The organism is Acetobacter orleanensis, assembly GCF_001581005.1.
Taxonomy (GTDB): Bacteria; Pseudomonadota; Alphaproteobacteria; order Acetobacterales; family Acetobacteraceae; genus Acetobacter; species Acetobacter orleanensis.
This window is the reverse complement of sequence record NZ_LHZV01000040.1, coordinates 1-19,048: the sequence shown is the minus strand read 5'-3', so window position 1 is coordinate 19,048 and position 19,048 is coordinate 1. Positions and strand designations below refer to the sequence as shown.

Annotated in this window: 21 protein-coding genes, 1 tRNA gene and 1 pseudogene; 17 read left to right on the top strand and 6 right to left on the bottom strand. The window is 52.0% G+C overall.

Annotated elements, in window-relative coordinates; all coding sequences use genetic code 11:
• Positions 1–60: 60 nt before the first annotated feature.
• The 12 genes from AD949_RS01660 (at position 61) to AD949_RS01605 (ending at position 10,682) form a co-directional block, all read left to right on the top strand.
• On the top strand, positions 61–564 hold the full coding sequence (locus tag AD949_RS01660) for a protein-export chaperone SecB (protein ID WP_082064846.1): 504 nt from the start codon (positions 61–63) through the stop codon (positions 562–564).
• Between the two features lie 49 nt (positions 565–613).
• Positions 614–1,276, top strand: a complete 663-nt coding sequence (locus tag AD949_RS01655; RefSeq protein ID WP_048836651.1) for a hypothetical protein — start codon at positions 614–616, stop codon at positions 1,274–1,276.
• A 93-nt stretch (positions 1,277–1,369) separates the two neighbouring features.
• Complete coding sequence (locus AD949_RS01650) at positions 1,370–2,767, top strand: dipeptidase (RefSeq protein WP_048836661.1); 1,398 nt, start codon at positions 1,370–1,372, stop codon at positions 2,765–2,767.
• 30 nt (positions 2,768–2,797) lie between these two features.
• Positions 2,798–3,769, top strand: coding sequence for a 4-hydroxythreonine-4-phosphate dehydrogenase PdxA (pdxA, locus tag AD949_RS01645; protein ID WP_048836652.1), 972 nt, complete (start codon positions 2,798–2,800; stop codon positions 3,767–3,769).
• Entirely contained in the window at positions 3,766–4,500 is a 735-nt protein-coding gene (locus AD949_RS01640; RefSeq protein ID WP_048836653.1) for a pyridoxine 5'-phosphate synthase, read from the top strand. Before pdxA ends, AD949_RS01640 begins: the two co-directional genes overlap by 4 nt.
• Before the next feature lie 22 nt (positions 4,501–4,522).
• Positions 4,523–4,879: a hypothetical protein gene (locus AD949_RS01635; RefSeq protein ID WP_048836654.1), complete on the top strand. Its 357-nt coding sequence runs from the start codon at positions 4,523–4,525 to the stop codon at positions 4,877–4,879.
• An 11-nt stretch (positions 4,880–4,890) separates the two neighbouring features.
• Positions 4,891–6,045 carry an anhydro-N-acetylmuramic acid kinase gene (locus AD949_RS01630; RefSeq protein WP_082064848.1) on the top strand — a complete coding sequence of 385 codons (1,155 nt, stop codon included), beginning with the start codon at positions 4,891–4,893 and terminating at the stop codon, positions 6,043–6,045.
• An 89-nt stretch (positions 6,046–6,134) separates the two neighbouring features.
• Positions 6,135–6,614 carry a hypothetical protein gene (locus AD949_RS01625; protein WP_048836663.1) on the top strand — a complete coding sequence of 160 codons (480 nt, stop codon included), beginning with the start codon at positions 6,135–6,137 and terminating at the stop codon, positions 6,612–6,614.
• Between the two features lie 242 nt (positions 6,615–6,856).
• Positions 6,857–7,036, top strand: a complete 180-nt coding sequence (locus AD949_RS01620; RefSeq protein WP_048836655.1) for a DUF3311 domain-containing protein — start codon at positions 6,857–6,859, stop codon at positions 7,034–7,036.
• Positions 7,033–8,532, top strand: coding sequence for a sodium:solute symporter family protein (locus tag AD949_RS01615; RefSeq protein WP_048836656.1), 1,500 nt, complete (start codon positions 7,033–7,035; stop codon positions 8,530–8,532). Before AD949_RS01620 ends, AD949_RS01615 begins: the two co-directional genes overlap by 4 nt.
• Before the next feature lie 155 nt (positions 8,533–8,687).
• A complete protein-coding gene (gene alkB / locus AD949_RS01610) occupies positions 8,688–9,377 on the top strand; it encodes a DNA oxidative demethylase AlkB (protein ID WP_048836657.1) in 690 nt (229 codons plus the stop codon).
• A gap of 129 nt (positions 9,378–9,506) precedes the next feature.
• Positions 9,507–10,682 carry a serine hydrolase domain-containing protein gene (locus AD949_RS01605; RefSeq protein WP_048836871.1) on the top strand — a complete coding sequence of 392 codons (1,176 nt, stop codon included), beginning with the start codon at positions 9,507–9,509 and terminating at the stop codon, positions 10,680–10,682.
• A gap of 20 nt (positions 10,683–10,702) precedes the next feature.
• On the opposite strand, the gene AD949_RS01600 is transcribed toward AD949_RS01605, so the two are convergent.
• The 3 genes from AD949_RS01600 to AD949_RS01590 all read right to left on the bottom strand — a co-directional run bounded on the left by AD949_RS01600 (position 10,703) and on the right by AD949_RS01590 (position 14,582).
• Entirely contained in the window at positions 10,703–11,347 is a 645-nt protein-coding gene (locus AD949_RS01600; protein ID WP_244463450.1) for a YceI family protein, read from the bottom strand.
• Positions 11,348–11,487: 140 nt separating this feature from the next.
• Positions 11,488–11,916, bottom strand: coding sequence for a helix-turn-helix domain-containing protein (locus AD949_RS01595; RefSeq protein WP_082064875.1), 429 nt, complete (start codon positions 11,914–11,916; stop codon positions 11,488–11,490).
• A 314-nt stretch (positions 11,917–12,230) separates the two neighbouring features.
• Positions 12,231–14,582 (bottom strand): TonB-dependent receptor, encoded by a 2,352-nt coding sequence (locus tag AD949_RS01590; RefSeq protein ID WP_048836869.1) that lies wholly within the window; start codon positions 14,580–14,582, stop codon positions 12,231–12,233.
• 204 nt (positions 14,583–14,786) lie between these two features.
• Here AD949_RS01590 and AD949_RS01585 point away from each other — a divergent pair.
• The 5 genes and pseudogenes from AD949_RS01585 to AD949_RS01570 all read left to right on the top strand — a co-directional run bounded on the left by AD949_RS01585 (position 14,787) and on the right by AD949_RS01570 (position 17,145).
• Positions 14,787–14,862 (top strand) — tRNA-Glu (locus AD949_RS01585).
• Positions 14,863–14,964: 102 nt separating this feature from the next.
• Positions 14,965–15,123: pseudogene (locus AD949_RS14705) on the top strand (DUF6538 domain-containing protein); the annotation flags it as partial.
• Entirely contained in the window at positions 15,124–16,458 is a 1,335-nt protein-coding gene (locus AD949_RS01580; protein WP_048836868.1) for a phage integrase SAM-like domain-containing protein, read from the top strand.
• A 77-nt stretch (positions 16,459–16,535) separates the two neighbouring features.
• Positions 16,536–16,892 (top strand): MucR family transcriptional regulator, encoded by a 357-nt coding sequence (locus tag AD949_RS01575; protein ID WP_052944601.1) that lies wholly within the window; start codon positions 16,536–16,538, stop codon positions 16,890–16,892.
• A gap of 25 nt (positions 16,893–16,917) precedes the next feature.
• A complete protein-coding gene (locus AD949_RS01570; protein ID WP_048836867.1) occupies positions 16,918–17,145 on the top strand; it encodes a hypothetical protein in 228 nt (75 codons plus the stop codon).
• Between the two features lie 182 nt (positions 17,146–17,327).
• On the opposite strand, the gene AD949_RS01565 is transcribed toward AD949_RS01570, so the two are convergent.
• From AD949_RS01565 to AD949_RS13945, 3 genes are read right to left on the bottom strand one after another with little or no spacing between them, the layout of a single operon-like run.
• On the bottom strand, positions 17,328–17,921 hold the full coding sequence (locus tag AD949_RS01565; RefSeq protein WP_048836866.1) for a recombinase family protein: 594 nt from the start codon (positions 17,919–17,921) through the stop codon (positions 17,328–17,330).
• Entirely contained in the window at positions 17,918–18,466 is a 549-nt protein-coding gene (locus AD949_RS01560; protein WP_048836865.1) for a hypothetical protein, read from the bottom strand. Before AD949_RS01560 ends, AD949_RS01565 begins: the two co-directional genes overlap by 4 nt.
• Positions 18,459–18,776 (bottom strand): DUF7673 family protein, encoded by a 318-nt coding sequence (locus tag AD949_RS13945; protein WP_141325464.1) that lies wholly within the window; start codon positions 18,774–18,776, stop codon positions 18,459–18,461. Before AD949_RS13945 ends, AD949_RS01560 begins: the two co-directional genes overlap by 8 nt.
• Between the last annotated feature and the right edge of the window lie 272 nt (positions 18,777–19,048).

Below are 19,048 nucleotides of genomic sequence, written 5' to 3'. Positions count from 1 at the left end.
TGATATTTCTTCGTTATCCCTTGCAGATTGATAATTTGACGACAGGAGCCTTTGGACACCATGGCTGACCAGAACAACCTTATGACAGATTCCGTTGGCGGCGCGGCAAGCATTCTTGCAAAGCCCGGCGTTCTGATGGGAATCCAGTACGTTAAAGCTGTTACATTTCAGGTTGTCGGAGCCCCGACTGTTTATGCGCTGGCACATGAACGGCCACAGGTTGCCATTAAGGTGGATGTTCGCGCCAATCAGATTGGTGAAAATGCGCCGAATTTTGAAGTTGAACTGATTATGCAGTGTCAGGGCCAGACAGCCCCCGGCCAGAATGGGGAAGCGCCTGCGCGCCTGTTTGAAGCTGCACTGACCTATGCCGGAATTTTCACGCTTAACCATTCCACGGCAGAAACCTTTGAGCCGCTGCTGCTGGTTGAAGCCCCTCGCCTGCTGTTCCCCGGTGCGCGGAATCTGCTGGTGACTCTCAGCCGCGAAGCAGGCTTCCTGCCGGTTGTGGTCCAGCAGATTGATTTTGCTGAACTCTGGCGCAATCGGCGCGCTCAGGGTTGAGTTAAACCACAACCTGCTCTTCTTGGTGTTCTGAAGAAAGCCTGATGCGATGACGTCACTCCAGTTCCCTCCCCTCTGGAAAGCCTTTGACCCTGCATGGTACAGGGAAGAATATAAAGCTGTTCTGGGGGACGTCCTCTCGTTTTCAGACGAAGAACTCAAGACGTGGTATGAAGAGCAGGGCGCTTTTTCCGGCCACTCTCCCAACCGCTATTTTGATGAAGAATGGTATCGGCGGAACTGCTCGGAAGCATTGATCGAAATTTCTTCAGGCCAATCCCGCTCTGGGTTTGAGCATTACTGTCGCATTGGTTTTAAAACACAGTCTCCGCACTATCTGTTCTCTGAACGGTATTATACGTCCAGTTCCCCGGATATCAGTCTGGCCAACCTTGAGAAAAATGGGTTTGCCAATGGCTATGACCATTTTTTGCGGTCTGGCGACAAGGAGCATCGGTCCGGGCACCTGTTCTTCAATCCGGCTTTCTATATCCGCAATCGGCCCGAAAACCCGGACCATGCGCACCTGCCTCCTTTTATCCATCTGCTGCACGCCAACAAAAACATGCCGGACACCGTGGTGCTTTCCAGCCATTTTGACCCGGCATGGTATCGTATTACGCACCCGGAAGCGGTGATGGCGATAGACTATGGATATACCCCCAACCTGCTATATCAATTTCTGGCGGAATTCACCCCGGACGGTTTCTGACCTTTCCTCTGCTGCCAAATCGTGTGATTGCAGAAGCATGACAGGCCGCTGGGCCTGATATGTTTGGTGCTTTATGACGCAGAGGATGAAGTCATGACAGAACAGGCCGCTCTTGATCTGGCAGATAAGGGGCTCGATGACAGCCTGAACCGTCTTTTTGACCTGCTGCGTATCCCCAGCATTTCCACCCAGCCCGACCATGCTCCTGATTGCCGCAAGGCTGCGGAGTGGTTGGTCAAGGAACTGGGCGAAATTGGGTTTGAGGCCAGCACGCGTGAAACACCCGGCCACCCGATGGTGGTTGCCCATGCCAAAGGGCCGGAAGGCTCCCCGCATGTGTTATTCTACGGCCATTATGACGTCCAACCCGTTGACCCGCTCAACCTGTGGACCTCCGCCCCGTTTGAGCCGGTTCTGGTTAAAGGCCCAACAGGCGAGATGGAAATCACCGCACGCGGTGCGGCGGATGACAAAGGGCAGGTTATGACCTTTGTGGAAGCCTGCCGCGCCCTCCGTGCCGCGGATGGCACTCTGCCGCTGAGCGTGACGATGCTGATTGAAGGCGAGGAGGAATCTGGCGGCGTCAATCTGATGCCCTTCCTCAAAGCCAACCGCAACGAACTGAAAGCCGATGTCGCCCTGATTTGCGATACCGGGATGCTGGGCCGTGGCATGCCCGCCATTACCACCATGCTGCGCGGCATGGTGGGCGAGGAAGTGACCATTACCTGCGCGAATCGGGACTTACATTCCGGCATGTATGGCAATGCCGCCCGCAATCCCATCCAGCTTCTGTGCGATATTCTGTCTGACCTGCGTGATGGCGCGACAGGACGGGTCACGTTGCAGGGATTCTACGAGGGCGTCCCGGTTATTCCTGAAGAAACCCGCGCCCTGTGGCGCAAGATCGGCCCCACTGACGCTGATGGCCTCGCGCCGGTTGGCCTGAGCCTGCCCGCGGGCGAGATTGGCTATACCGCGCTGGAACAGACATGGTGCCGCCCAAGCTGTGAAATTAACGGCATCAGCGGCGGATATGAAGACAAGGGTTTCAAGACAGTCCTGCCCTCCAAAGCCATGGCGAAAGTCTCCTTCCGTCTGGTTGGCAATCAGAACCCGGAAGCCATCCGCGCGGCCTTCCGCGCGCATGTTGAAACACGCCTGCCTGCGGACTGTAAGGCAGAGTTCACGGCGCATGGTGGTTCCCGTGCCAGCATTGTTTCAGCAGACATGCCGTTCCTCCCTCCAGCACTGAAAGCACTGGAAGAAGAATGGCAGCATCCGGCGGCTGTTATCGGGTGCGGCGGCTCCATCCCCGTTGTAACGGAAGTGCAGGAAGCACTGGGCATGGACTCCCTCCTGATCGGCTTTGGGCTAGAAGATGACCGTGTCCACTCTCCCAACGAGAAATATGATCTGAGTTGTTTCCATAAAGGCATGCGCTCATGGATCCGTGTACTTTACGCTCTGGCGGCGCAGAATAAACACTGATTTTCCGCAGACACAGGGGGACTGACCACCATGCTGGTGCTGACACAAGGAGACCCGGCAGGGATTGGCCCGGAAATTACTGTCAAAGCATGGGAGGCTCTGCGGGAAACCGGGCCGTCTTTTGTGTTTCTGGGAGACCCCACCCTTCTGGACGCAGCGGCCCCAGTACGCGTGGTTGGCACCATAGCCGAAGCGCGCAACGTGTTTCAGGACGCCATTCCGGTTTTACCCTTATCTCTGGCTGCACCTGTCACCCCCGGCATGCCCGACAGTCGGAATGCTGGCAGCGTGATTGAGAGTATTACGCAGGCTGTGCGCCTTGTGCAGAAGGGTCAAGCCTCTGCTGTGGTGACGAACCCTATCAGCAAAGATGTTGTGAAACAGGCAGGATTTACTCATCCCGGCCATACAGGCTATCTGGCGGAACTGTGCGGGGTGCCCGGCCAAGATGTGATGATGCTGGCAGGCCCGTCTCTCCGGGTTGTACCAGTTACCGTCCATGTGGCGTTACGCAAAGCTATTGAACAGTTAACGCCGGAACTGATTATTCGCACAGCGCGCACAACAGTGGACGGGCTGAAACGCAATTTCGGGCTGAGCAACCCGCGTGTTGCCGTAGCAGGCCTGAACCCGCATGCGGGAGAAGGCGGCCTCATGGGGCGGGAAGAGTTGGAGTGCATCATCCCCGCCATCCGCACGCTCCAAGCAGAGGGCGTGGCCATTACCGGCCCCCTGCCACCGGACACCATGTTTACGCCGGAAGCACGAGCACGGTACGACGTTGCTTTGTGCATGTATCATGATCAGGGACTAATTCCGCTCAAGACATTGGATATGGCCGAGGGTGTGAATATTACGCTCGGTCTGCCCATTATCCGAACATCCCCCGATCATGGCACGGCTTTTGACATTGCGGGCACTGGCAAGGCGGACGCGCACAGCTTGCTGGCCGCACTCAGGCTGGCTGCCACATTGGTCGAAAACCGAAGGAATGCATCATGACAGCCTCACCCCGTCCCCCCATTCGGCTTGGCGTGAATATTGACCATGTTGCTACCGTGCGGAACGCCCGTGGAGGCGTGCATCCGGACCCGGTGGCCGCTGCCCTGCTGGCCATACAGTCCGGCGCGGATGGTATTACCGCGCATCTGCGCGAAGACCGCCGCCATATCCGCGATTCTGACTTAAAACGCCTGCGGGCGGAGGTTGAAGCCCCCCTGAATATGGAAATGGCCGCGACGGATGAGATGGTCGCCCTTGCGTGCGAACTTCTGCCGCATGCCTGCTGCATTGTGCCGGAACGGCGAGAGGAATTGACCACGGAAGGCGGACTGGATGTTGCCGGACAGCTTGCCGCCCTCAAGCCGCGCGTGCAGGCGGTGGTAGAAAAAGGTATTCGCGTTTCTTTGTTTATTGACCCAGACCCTGCCCAGATTGAAGCCGCCGTGGTAGCGGGCGCGCAGGTGGTGGAACTACATACCGGCGCGTATGCGGAAGGCCGCGTGGGCGAGCTTGAACGTTTACGCGCTGCGGCAACGTACGCAGCAGCGGCCGGATTGGAAGTGCATGCTGGCCATGGCCTGACTTATGACAATGTAGCGTCTGTGGCAGCGCTTCCAGAAATTATGGAACTCAATATCGGGCATTTCCTGATTGGACAGGCCATTTTCGACGGTCTACCGACCGTGATTGACACCATGAAGCGCCGTATTCAGACCGCCTCAGCACGCTAAGTAGAGAAAAGCAGAAAACAGCATGGAACAAACACCGGGCACACCCAAAGCACTGATGGCCGCTGTTATCGGCATGGGGATTCTGATTGTGGTGGGCACTGTTGGGTTGGTCGGTGTGATCATTCACCGGATGGGTGCGCACAAGCCGCCCATTGATGCAGCACTCTCTCTGCCGCCAGTGCCTTTGCAGACTGCCGCGACACTCCCGGTGCTGCCCCCCGGTGCGCGCCTGATGAGTATGGCCCGCGTGCGGGAAGGGTTGATGGCGCTCCATATTAATGAAGTTGGGCGGGACCGCATTCTGCTCTGGCATGTTGGCTCGGACCACCTGATTCCCGGAGTGGAAAGTTCTAACGCCCCCATGGACACCCCACAGTGACATCGGAAAATATGCTGGAAAGCACTGGGGCAAACAAGATTGCATCCGTAGAGGCTGGTGTTGGCGCGCCATTGACGACCATTGGGCTGATGAGTGGCACCTCGCTGGACGGAGTAGATGCCGCGTTGATTACGACTGATGGTGTGAGGGTTTTGCACCATGGTCCCGCCCTGACCATACCGTATGAGGCCCCCCTCCGCGCCAGATTGCGGACGATTCTGGACCGTGCGGCCAGCCTTGCGCCAAACGATGCGGAGTTACTCAACGCAGAAGACGCCCTGACGGATGTGCATACGCAGGCTGTGCAGGCAGTGCGCGCACAAGCGGGAAATATCCGCGTGGATGTGCTCGGTCTGCACGGGCAGACCATTCTCCATGCGCCGGGACGTACATGGCAGATCGGCAACGCCAGCCGCCTTTCCGCCGCAACCGATTTGCCCGTGGTGCATGATTTCCGCACCGCCGATGTTCAGGCCGGTGGCGAGGGCGCGCCACTGGCTCCCCTCTATCATGCCGCTTTACTCCATGAGCATACGGTTCCGGTGGCCGTGCTGAATATTGGCGGCGTAGCGAACCTCACGCTTATAACCCGCGCAGGTGACGTGCTCGCTTGTGACACCGGGCCGGGCAATGCCCTGCTGGATGACTGGATGTTCCGGCACACCGGACAACCCTGCGACTTTGACGGTGCCTGCGCCGCGAGTGGAACGGTTGATACCGCCAGCCTTTCTGCCCTTATGGCCCATGACTTCTTCCGTAAACCGCCGCCGAAATCACTGGACCGGCTGACTTTCCATCAGGCACTGGAGCAGATTTCCTCCCTCAGCGTTGAAGATGGTGCTGCAACACTGACCGCTTTCACTGCCGCCGCCATTGCCAGCACGCCGCTGCCAGAGCAGCCGTTGCACTGGTTTATCTGTGGTGGGGGCCGCCGCAACCCCACGCTGATGCGCATGCTGGCGGAAAAACTATCCGGCACCGTGCAGCCTGTAGAGGCTCTGGGGTGGAACGGTGATGCGCTGGAGGCCGAGTGCTTCGGGTTTCTGGCGGTGCGTAGTTTGCGCGGCCTACCTCTGTCTCTGCCCGCAACAACCGGCGTGCCTTTCCCTACGCCCGGTGGCCGTCTGACATGTGGCGGCATTAACCCCGCTGACCGTAAGCTGTAATTCTGCTGTGCTGATTGAAGCAGAGGGAGCGATTGATCTTCACGCCCCGGCAAGGCACCATGCGGCCAGCGTATAAAAAGGACCTGACCATGAAACGTGCCCTTATTCTTTGCCTGAGCCTGCAAAGCCTCTCCCTGCTCCCCGCTGTGGGTGCCGCTCAGGCACAGACGGTCGTTGATGGCAGCGACAAAAACGCAAGCCCGTTTGTCAAATCCACCCTGCACATGCTGAGCAAACGCTTTGCGGAGGACCAGCCGAAGTTCAGAAAAATCAGCACTCACACGTCTGGTGATAAGCAGATTGTGTGCGGTGAAATCAGCCTACACGGCAGCAAGGTGCCTGAAGCCGAAAACTTCCTCCCGTTTGGCGCAACACAAGGGGAAGAAAATCCACTGGTGTTTGAAGCCCATACCATTCCCGCCGCGCTGGATTTCCGGGAAGTGAACACGTGGATCAACCACGGGGCGGATCTGGAAGATCTGGAAGAAATGGGCTGCGTGCCCGAAGGCAGCTATCGCCAGTATAGTGACCGCCTCAACGCCGTGTTGCAGCACAGAAAAACCAACTAATCCGCCTGTTAGAAAATCCCGGTCCTTTGGCTACGCCCCATGAAAGACCGGGAGTCCTGAAAGACGCCCATCCTCGTTATGCGTTATGACAAGGGCTGGCGAAAATGCCGCGTCTGGGCAGAAAAAACACATAATCCACATCAAGCTCGCGTGACTATGCACCAGACGATTGACAGCCGTGCAGCCACATGCATGACTAAGACGGGTTCAAAACAAAAATAACAGGCTCCGGTCGTCTTAAAATGAAAATTCTGACTTTGCTGCTCCTGCTACCCTTTCTCGGGTTGCTCTGGACGCCCCTGTACGACCGCTACACGCCCGTACTGTTCGGCTTCCCCTTTTTCTACTGGTACCAGCTTGCCTGGGTGCCGGTAACATCCATCCTGATCTGGATTGTCTGGAAAAAGGGGCATGACGCATGAACGGGATTAATCCCTGGGCGCTCGGCGTCTTTATCCTCTTTTTTGCCGCGACCATCATCATCGGCAGTTCCATCCAGTGGCTGCGTGGCCTGTTTGGCGGCGGAAAAGCCGCAACTGTTTCTTCTGAGGAAGAATGGTCTCTAGGTGGCCGCCAGTTTGGCGCGTGGGTTACATGGTTTCTGGTGGGGGGGGATTTTTATACCGCCTACACCGTAATTGCCGTGCCCGCACTGGTCTACGCCGCAGGAGGCTACGGCTTTTTTGCTCTGCCCTATACCATTATTGTCTACCCCTTCATTTTTCTGGTCATGCCGCGCCTGTGGAAGCTGGCGCATGCTGGTGGCCATTCCACAGCGGCCGACCTTGTACGCGCCCGCTTTAACAGCCGTGGGCTAGAAATTGTGGTGGCCCTTACCGGGCTGGTGGCCGTTATGCCGTATATTGCCCTCCAGCTTATTGGCATCCGCACCGTCATTCAGGCGCTGGGGCTGCCGGGGGATATTCCGCTGGTTATCGCCTTTGTATCCCTCGCAGCCTACACATGGCTGGGCGGACTGCATGCACCAGCACTGACGGCGTTTATCAAAGACATCATGATCTACATTGCCGTGCTGGTGGCGGTTACGGTCATTCCGCTGCATATGGGCGGCTACAGCGCGCTGTTTGCGGGGGCTGATACAACCCAGCCTGTGCTGCATGCCGGTCAGGGCTTGCCTTATGCCACGCTGGCTCTCTCCTCCGCGCTGGCGGCCTTTCTGTATCCGCATACGCTTACTGGTATTCTGGCAGCAAAATCTGCGGACACCATTCGTCAGAATGCTGTCTTTCTGCCGATTTACACCGTTGTGTTGGGGCTGATCGCCATGTTGGGGCTGATGGCCCACACCGCAGGCATCAAGACAGACAATGCCACCATGGTTGTGCCGCTGCTGTTCCAGCAGATTTTCCCGGCATGGTTCAGCGGCTTCTGCTTTGCTGCCATTGCGGTGGGTGCGCTGGTTCCCGCAGCCGTTATGGCCATTGGCGCTGCCAACCTTGTTACCAGTAACCTACTGCCTCCGCAGAAAAACCCTGTCCGCACAAGCCGCATCACGGCTCTGGCCGTTAAAGTTGGCGCCCTGTTCTGCGTGCTGTTCCTGAACGCCAAGTTCGCGATTGATTTCCAGCTTCTGGGTGGCGTGATCATTCTGCAAACCTTCCCGGCCCTCGTTCTTGGCCTGCTGCGTATCCGGTTCTCCTCGGCTGCCATGCTGGCTGGCTGGGCCGTGGGCGGCATTGTCGGGCTGGGTCTATGCTGGATGGACGGGCTGAAACCTATCCATATGGTTGCTTTGGGGCCACTCTCCGGCATGGTTTCCACCGGGCTGCTGTCACTTATTGTCAATCTGGTGGTCGTCGGGCTTGTCACACTCATCAAACCTGCGGCTGAACTGCCAGCCGCACTGGAAGCAGGTCCGGTAGACGACATGAGAAATTCCTCTTCCACCATCTCCTAAGCAGCCTACTCACCAGATCAAGCCCACATTGTTTCAGACCCCGCAGAGGCACTATTGCCTCTGCGGGATTTTCGTTTTTGTAGCACATAATTTTTGTTGCTCTGGCCGCTGTGGTTCGGCACCCTCTGGTTTCATTCTGCCGGAAGGGTGTTTCCATGCCAGACAACCTGCCGCCTATTGGTTTCGGCCAGATGGATCTGGGGTTGGCAGACACAAGACCAAAACGTGTCACTCTCAGTCCCGGTGCAACACTGCTGCGTGGTTTTGCGCTGAGTCATATTGCGGACCTGTGGGATGCTCTTGCCCCCGTCCTCCACGCGGCTCCCCTCCGCCGGATGCTAACACCCGGAGGCCGCCAGATGTCTGTTGCTATGACAAGCTGCGGCACATGGGGCTGGATTACCGATCAGGCAGGCTATCGCTATACACGCACAGACCCGACCACACAGGCGCACTGGCCAGCCATGCCATCGTCATTTTTTCAGCTTGCGTGTCAAAGCGCAGAAGCCGCGGGCTTTAAAAACTTCCGACCCAATGCCTGCCTCATTAACCGCTACGAGGCCGGGACCCGTATGACTGCACATCAGGACAAGGACGAAGGAGATATGACGCAGCCGATTGTCTCCGTCTCCCTCGGTCTGCCTATCCTGTTTCTATGGGGCGGCCTGCACCGCACAACACGTCCGCACCCGGTTTTGCTGGAACATGGCGATGTACTGGTGTGGGGAGGTAAAGCACGCCTGCACTATCATGGCGTCAAACCACTGGAAGAGGGCATGCACCCTCTCACCGGCCCGACCCGCTTTAATCTGACATTCCGCTATGTTGAACAGGCTGAATCATAAAACGCAAGCGGTGACAGCAACCGTTCTTTGCATGGCGCACAGAGAGGGATTTCTTGCTCTAGCGGAACAGTTCATTTCTCCCCTACACTCCAACGTTCAGTCTGTTTCTTTCATTTCGGACACCCGCCAATGCCCACCCCACTCCGCCTCTCCCGCCGCATGGCTCTGAAAACTGGCACACTGGCCACCGGGTTAAGTGCGCTTGGCCTGAACGCCGCACAGGCGCAAACTGCCTCCACACATCGTTTTGACGCGTTGGATCAGATTTTCAAAAAAGCCGTTCAGGACGGCAAAACACCGGGGGCCGTTGCCGCGGTAGGGCAGGCAGGACAAACGCTCTGGAAAGGTGTCTTTGGCAATCGTGCGCTGGTACCGCACCCAGAGCCCATGACGTGGAATACGCTGTTTGATATGGCGTCTCTCACCAAGGTTCTGATTACTGCGCCCGCAATCATGCAGCTTTATGAACGCGGCCTTCTGACGCTAGACGCCCCGGTAAGCACCTACATCCCCGCCTTTGCCACCAACGGCAAAGAGGCCATTACCATCCGGCTTCTCCTCACCCACTATTCGGGACTAGCCCCGGACCTTGACCTTTCAACGGTCTGGCAGGGAAAGGAGGCTGCTGTGCAACGTGTTATAGACGCGCACCCTATCAACCCGCCCGGTGAACGATTTGTTTATAGTGATATCAACTTCATTACACTGGGCCTGATTGTTGAAAAACTGTCTGGTCTGCCGCTAAATATTTACGCGACCCGGAATATTCTCCAGCCGCTTAGCCTCTCCCGGACCTTCTTTTTGCCGGATCAGGCTTTGCAAAGCAGTATCGCCCCTACCCAGTATGATGAGCAGAATAAAATGCTCCGTGGCGTAGTGCATGACCCAACAACGCGCCGCATGGGCGGTGTTGCCGGACATGCCGGCCTGTTTTCCTGCGCGGCGGATATGCTGACCTACGCCCATGCGCTGCTTGCCCGCCGCGCCGGGCACGCCTCTCCGTTTCCACTGCGGCCCGAGACCCTCGTGCTGATGTCCACACCACAACAACCCGCCGGAAAATCTGATCTGCGCGGCCTTGGATGGGATATTGCAACGCATTATTCGTCACCCCGTGGCGATTATTTCCCAGCGAATTCCTTTGGGCATACCGGGTTTACTGGCACATCGCTCTGGCTTGTACCAGACAACGAGACTTTTGTTTTGATCCTGACCAACCGCGTGCATCCAGATGGGAAAGGAAATGTTGTGGCGTTGCGCAAAGATATTGCAACGGCAACGGCTCTCGCCCTGCACAGGCCGTGAGCAATATGTCACTCTACGTATCACTCGGTTTCTGACGGGCCTTTTTCAAAAACGCCCGTTAGATTGAGTTTCACGTCATCGCCAACGGCAGGCAAAGCTGCTCTGAGCCCGAAGGCACTTCGCTGAATAGTCCCTCGCGCTTCAAACCCCACAGTATAGGCCTGATCCAGCGGATTTGTGCCTGCCCCCACAAAATGGACACGCAGCAGCACGGGACGTGTCACGCCATGCAATGTCAAACGTCCGGCAACTCTGGCCTGTGACGGACCATCGGGAACAATCTGCGTGGAGACAAACTCTGCGTTGGGATATTTCCGGACGTCCAGCCAGTCCTTGCCCGAGAGCACTTCCGCCACAGAACCTGACGTTGTCGTCAAAGACTGTACGGGCAGGCGTAACGTGACATGCGAGCGTTCCGGATGCCCGGAATCAAGCTGGAGAGTGCCTGACACATCTGAAAACATGCCATGATAACGGCTGACATTCAGGCAGGAGACAGAAAAAACCACCTGCGTGCGCAGGCCATCAACGTGATACAAGCCGTCTTCCACCGCAGGAATTTCCGCTACAACCGGAGTCATGTCTGACGCGTGCCCCGGCCCAGCAAAGCCCGGCATCAGCGCCATTCCCAACCCCACCAGCAGAAAAAAGACGGCACGTCCCATTGTGCTCTCCCTGTCTTAACCACCTTTCAATCAGGTTTTTAAGTCAATCAACAGGATGAGAGTTCCCTCACAAACCCGCATTCCCCCTGCCATACGCAAAATAAATTGGGCTGAATACGGATATGATGGCGTAGACAGTCTCAGGACGCGTCTTCGCTCTCGCGCCACATTCTGACCTGTCTTTCTATCCACTTCTGGGCCGAAACCTTACGAGATGGGTCAAGCATGCGGTAAAGTCGTAGGACATCATATTCATCTGGGGTGACTGTCAGAGCGATATCTTCCTGTACATAGCCTGTCAGGAAAATTTCCGGCTCCACACCAAACAGTGCCGCCAGCTTGGGAATATGCTTTCTTGCGCTGCCTTCCCGCCCAGTCTCCCAGAATGCAATGGCAGGCCGGGAAACACCCAGCGCATCTGCAACCTGCTGCTGCGTCAGTCGGGCAGCTTTGCGCAGAATTTTCATTCTCTGGCCAAGTTCGGCCCCCGGAGACACAATATCCTGCGGCTTCGTATCTTTTTCAGGGTGGCTGGACTGGGCGGATACTGTTCGCCTTGATTGTACCATTGTGTGCTCTCCCAAACGTCCGAGACGGCCTGTGCAAACAGACGTGGCTTTTACTATATCCCAAGTCTGTTTACAATAAATACGCTTGCTCGCCGCATAATACAGCAGACCCACACAGTCCTACGCGTAAATATTTTTATGACTGAACAAATCACCCTCTATCATCCGCTTCCGAACGTTAATAGAGGCTTTTTGAAATTTTATTCTGTCCTCACTTCATAAATGAAGTGAGGATTAAATTATTTATATGGAGAGCGTGTAAAGTCAGAAAATATTTTACAAATAATAGTCAATTATTTTCTGACATTGAGGTTTTAGAAGCTTTGGGTAATGCCGGTCAGAATGGTCCGGCGCAGGCCATATTGCGGCGCGCCAACCCCAATACCGCTTCCATCACGCAACAGATAAGCACGGTCAAACAAATTGGTCACGTCCAGACGCACCTGTGTATTCCCTAGGAAGGAATGCCCAAACAGATTTTTGAAGGTCTGTACCGCGGCAAAATTAAATGTTGCGTATTGCGGAACAACGTTCCCGTTTGGCACATCACCATCGGCCCGAAGGCCACTGCCATACACCATGGTGGCGGACACACGCAGCGGGTGCCAACTTCTGTGGAAGAAGCTGTAAGCCGCCCCCGCAGAGGCCGTCCAACGCTGATCATGATCCAGATGAATCCAGCGATTGCGGATGTAATCCAGATCATCCTGTCCGAAATTGAACTGTGCGCTGGTAATATCTTTACCGATAGCACGGGACCATGAAAAATTCCCATACAGGGACAGCGGCCCTTTATCGTAAGACGTGCTGACCTCGTAGCCGTTTACCTGTCCTTTGCGGTAGTTAAAACCACTCAGAACAATTGGAGCCCCAAACTGACCTTCATCAATTAGATTATTAGCCAGCTTGTAATAAGCATCAAAAGAAACGCGCCAGCCGGGCAGGATCTGCTGCTGAATACCGGCATCGAAATAGTGGTCACGCTCCGCCCGGACAGTTGAATTCTGCATAACGGCTGAGGCAGAACTCGTGCCCGCAAATTTATACAGTGCGGAACTGCTCACAACTTCAAACGGCGGAGGCGTGAAGTAACGGGAATAACCGGCGTGTACCGTAGCCCCTTTCCAAGGCTTCCATACAAGATTTAGACGCGGGCTGACCTGCTTCTGGCTTGTATATTCACTCACACCATCAAAACGCAGCCCATAGTTGATTGTCAGGTTACGCAGCGGCTTCCATTCATCCTGTGCATACAGACCGTAAACCGTACCAGTTTTACCACTGCCATCGTAAATTTTCACGGGCGTTGAATCGAATGTCGGGTTTCCGTCTTCATTAACACCATCAGCTGCAAAAACTGTTGAGTCTGTCTTTGAAACCGTGCGTTCCACAAAAACCTGAAATCCAAAGCGCACGGTATGATCTTTTGCCGCATGCCACGTTACATCATGCTGTGTGCCCGTAGAAAAAACAGAGCGGGCCGCCCGTTGGGCAATACCGTTATAAACCAGATCCCCCAGTTCATCCGGTGAATAACGCAGGCTGCTGTATCGCGTAAAAACAGAGCTTTGCAAGCTGAATTTACCGATCTCTTTCTGAAGAGCTAAAATAGCGAAATCTGTAATCTGTTTCTGGCGTTCGTTCAGGCTCGCGCTATCCACGCTGCCATTCAGCTTCTGCGCCACATTACTGCCAACATAAGACGGCTCCGCAAACTGCGTTTGCAAACCGGGGTTATTGGGCAGCTGATATTCCGCATTGGAAACACCCGCAATAAAGCTGACGCGTGTATTTTCATCGGCCGTGTATCGCAAATGCCCGAGGAAATGGTACTGATTACTCAGGTCATGCACAGCGTTGAAAGAGCGGGTCGTGTTTTCAATGCCAACGCGATCATGAACAAAATCCGCAGTTGCGAAATAATCCCATTTCCCCTGATGCCCGCCATATTGCAGCGAGGGTAAGAAATAGTCACGCGCACCACCGTAAACTGATGCATTTCCACCTGCATTCGTCGTGCCATTTTTAGTTGTGATATCGACCACAGCAGCCTGCAAAAATCCGAATTCGCTGGGTAGCGCGCCGGTTGTAAGAGACATGCTATCGGCAAAACGTGTCATCAGCGCCTGCCCGAAAACATTCAGCCCTTCTGGCAACTGCACACCGTCCAGCCGGAACTGGACTTCATTATGGTCGCCACGCACATGGATCTGCCCATAACTATCCTGTGCAACACCGGGTGCCTGTAACAGAACCTGATTCAACGGCACATTATCCCCGCCGGGAATAGTCTCCAACGCCTTACGATCAAACCGATACACTGTCGCCCCTGTATCCGGCTGCAAGTCTGATCTGGCGCGATCCAGATGCGCTGTAACCGTGACATGCTCTGGAACATTCGCAAGGCCAGGCTGGATAGACACCGTTTCCTGTCCGGTTGGCTTGCCCTTGGCTGTATCGTCCTGCTTTAGCCTACGCTTTGAAGCCCGCGCCGCGCCCTCCGCCTGCGCAGTATTCTCTTTACGTGCTGGCTGAACCGTTTGGAGATTCTGCGATGTGCCCATGGGCAATGCCTGAGCCTGCGCTTTTTCAACACAGAACAGAAATCCGGCTGTCGTGCAAACAGTTGAACATGCCAGCAAAAAAGAGAGACGAGATACCAGCATCAGAAACGGGCTTTCATGGTTTTGAGAACGATCTGATTCACGGCTTATACGTTACGATATAACGTATCAATAAAATTCTGAGGCAGGGCTTTCCATTGGTCTTCTTAGTAACGTTCTGTTGCCCGCAAACCACACTTCCGCACGCAGCATTTTCGCCGCTTGTGCCCGCTCCGGTTTTGCCGTAGTAACCGCCCAACCCTCTATGTCCCGTTCGTCTAGAGGCCTAGGACATCGCCCTCTCACGGCGACAACACGGGTTCGAATCCCGTACGGGATACCAATCACCACAAGTGATTGATTTTGTTGGCTAAAAATTCTGGGTTCCCTCGATGTGTCACATGTTTGTGCTACATACGGGACGCCAGAATTGCCTACTCCTTACATGCTCAGACGACACCAGACATGGTATGTCCGCGTTCGTATTCCGTCTGACCTTACCCCTTTCCTTGGCACACAACTGGTTCGGACTCTTCGAACTTCTGATAGAAGGACGGCTCAGGCCCGTGCTGTCGGGCTAGTCGCCTCGCTGTCAGGGTTGTTTATGGATATCAGGAAGACACTGGTTCAACAGATTGCTGACGTGCGGGATGGCACGGCAGACGTTTCTGACCTCAAAGCCTTTGTTCTTGCTCATGCGGACACGATTGGAGCCCTTCCGCCTGAAGACCTCAGAAACGTCAAAATGATGCTGAACCTGCTGGTCACTCAGGAAGCCAGAGACAATAGCGAACGCAAGCAGACGCTCGAACTTGCCAGACTTTCGGCATGGTTTGCGCGTGATGCTCACCAGAAGGGCATGATTGAGGGGTTACAGAAAGCCCTGCTGTCCCAACAGGTAACACCCACCCCCTCGAAACCTGACCAGAAAAAATACCCTGATGTTCCTTGGATGAACCTGATTGCAGAGTTCTACAAAGATAATCCCGGCTATTCCGAAGATACTCGCAAAAACTACACAACAGTTTTCAGGGACTTCGAAGCACTGGTAACAAACAAATATGCCCGAGACCTCACCAAAGCCGACCTGAAAAAATATGCCGATTACCTGCGTGACAAACCTTCAAGCCATAAACCCAATCAGACCCTGAGCCATACAACCATCAACAAGAACCTTGGCTCGCTTAAAGTCTTTCTAAAATGGTGCATTAATGCTGATTATCTGGAAGATAAAAGCTTTGATGACATTAAACCCCGTGCCAAGACACAGAACGAAAAACTGAGACGACAGGAAGACATCAGACGCGCCTTTACAGACAGGGAATTAACCCTGTTCTTTAACAGCCCTCTTTTTGACGGTTATAAGTCCAGAGCCTCCCGTTCAACTCCTGGATATACAAAAGACAAGCTTCCTGATTTTTGGTTCTTCGTCACAATGGCTTTGACAGGGGCAAGGACAGAAGAAATCTGTATGGCACCTTCAAAGCTTTATGACCTCGATGGTATTCCCTGCCTTGATTTGCGAGCCTCTGGAACAAAGATGCAAAATAGTCCCCGCTTAATTCCTATTCTTCCGCAACTGCAAAAAGTAGGTTTTCTGAATTATGCCAGGGAACAAGAACGAAAGGGTTTGAAGCTCATTCCCTATCCGAATGCAAATGTTCAAGATGAGGCTGATGCCTGGTCCAAACGCCTTAACCGCTATATTGATGATATCGGAATAGATAAAGATAATCTCGTCTGCTATTCATTCAGACATACTTTCAGGCAAATGCTGCGTGTCTCTGGGATTAACCACGAAATTGTAAATAAAATATTTGGGCACGAGACAGGAGAAGTGGGTTCAGGATATGGTTCTAACCTTTCCAAATCAGAATCTGTAGAATTTATTGATAAAGTAAAACTTCCAATTGATTTAATTCACCTCTATAATGAATAGAGATGAATTTCTTCAAATTTATCAGACAAATAATATTTTATCTGATAAGGTTATGGATGTTTTGAGAGGAATTAAAAATGTCTGATGAAGAAAAGGAAGAAGCACCTCAGAAGCCTTTGATTCCTGCTGTCCCTGTCAATAAGAGCATTCATCATGATTATCTCGTTTGTCTCGAAGACGGCAAGCAGATGACGATGCTGAAACGTTACCTCATGACGAACTACGGGCTGACGCCAGAATCCTATAAGGAAAAATGGGGGCTTCCACGCGATTATCCCATGTCTGCCCCTGGCTATTCGGAAGCGCGGTCAAAACTGGCTAGAGATTTGGGGCTAGGTCGTAAATCTAACGCAAAAGAACCAAAAATGGCAGGAGAACCTGCCATAGCACCTGAGCCTAAAATACGTGGTCGTAAGAAAACTGTCGCAGAGTAATTTAAATCGAAAGTCAGGATAACATATGTTGAAAATTGGGAAGATAGTGAATTATTTAGGACCATCTCACATTGGGGGAGGTATAATTTTCTTAATTGGTATAGCGATTTTTATTATATCAATTGTATTAAAAAACAGTGATGAAGCTCAGAAGAAATTTTGGATATTAGCACTAGTTATATCTATAATATGCATTGCATTTGGGATTTGGATTTTTGTTGATTTATTAGGTTTTGCTTCCTGTTTTTCTTGAAGTAATTTATTTCCCCTGAGTGTACACGTAAACGTATAAAAATTGTAAAACACACAAAATGATAAAAACATTATAGTTTATAATGTTTTTATCTAAAGAATATCCGGAACAAAAAAGAAAAAATAGACATTTTGGTAAAATATTTTTGTTTATTTCGTAAGCTATTTTCTTATTATATTTCATCAAACATTCTCCTTTTTAAATTGATTTTCTTTAAATTTAGCTAACCTTCTATATAAAGTAGCTTCTCCAATTCCTGTTCTTCTTGATGCAACTCGGATAGATTTTCCTTGTTGCATCAGGTCTATCGCCTGTTCAATTTTCATACGGTCAACTTTTGGTCTGCCTATTGGCTTTCCTGATTTTGTCCCGAATTTCTGAGCATTTGATATACCCTCAAGGACACGAGCATGAATGTTGTCACGCTCCATCTCTGATACGATGGAAAGCATATGATACAGCATTTTGGATGATTTGTTGGACGTATCAAGACCATCCACCAATGACCTGATGGTCACGCCCTTCTTATCCATATCCTCAAGCAAGATAGACAGGTGGCTGACAGAACGGCCAAGGCGGTCCAGCTTCCAACAGATGATGGTGTCACCTCCCTGAACCTGTTCCAACAGCTTGGAGAATTCAGGTCTATCCTTGCTGGTACCTGTGAACACATCTTGATAGATGCAAGTTTCTGGAACACCTGCATCCATCAGTGACCTTATTTGCATATCAGCAGACTGATCAGTGGTAGAAACACGAGCATAACCATAAATCATGTTGTGCTCCTGTTTTTCATAGATTCTGCTTTTAATGTTTCTAAAATTGAGAATCTTTCGTTAGAACAATAAGTTGCAACACTATCGCCATCTGCAAAAGAAAATGGTGTGACCATCTTGAAAAAATCAGCACAGATAGCATCACGTGTTCTATTGAACCCTCCCAACACTCTTTCACTCTCTCGTAAAATCAATTCCCCCACAGCCACATAGATAATGTCAGCAAAGCCAACCGGTTGTTCATACTTTTCCTGTTTTAAAATTGCATAGATAACAAAACGCTGAACAATTTCATCTATGCCAGAAGAACGCAAAAGTCTGTCATAATCATCCAATGACCTGACACTCACTATTTTCTCTAGGGCTTTTTGATAGTTTTTCAAAACAGTAGAAACACTTTGCTTTCTAAAATCGTCGAAATTTTTAGATCTAAGATGTTTCTTAAAAAATAGCAGGTAATATTCTTTCAATTTTTCCATACGCTCTGCATGTCTGAGACTTATAATCTGTCTTTGTAGACTATTTAAAAAATATTCTTCATCCATATATGTGCTCTCCAGTTCTTAATTCTTCTCTGTTTTCCCATTCCCAATTTGCAAGTCTCTCTAATTTTTCAAAATATGGAGTGCTTTGACTAGGATATATAAATCCTGTTAGGCAGAGGTATGAAAAAACATTTGAAATATCCTTTCTCTTTTCATCATCCAAACAAGATAACCTATGCATATCGAAAATTCCGAATGTGACTTCATCCCACCAAGATAGAAGGAAGTCCTTAATGCAGATTTGATATTTATCGTTGCCATAGGACAGTGATATTAAATTTGATAATGATTTTTGCGCTTCTTCATTCACAATTATTCCTCCTGAAATTTTATCATTAAAATTTATCAAAATTACCTGTTAATTTTGATAGTATGTTTTTGATATCTTAAAACTATACTTAAATAACTATAACACTAAAACTATCAAAAATACATCTTTTTGATAGTTTTAAATAATTATTTTTATTTATGAAATTTTTGTTCAACAGAAAAATCTTCTTGTTTAACAAGGATAACAAATAATCATTATGAAAATAAAGAATATTAGACTAGGGCCTGTTATGGCTTGATCCAGTCTGCTGC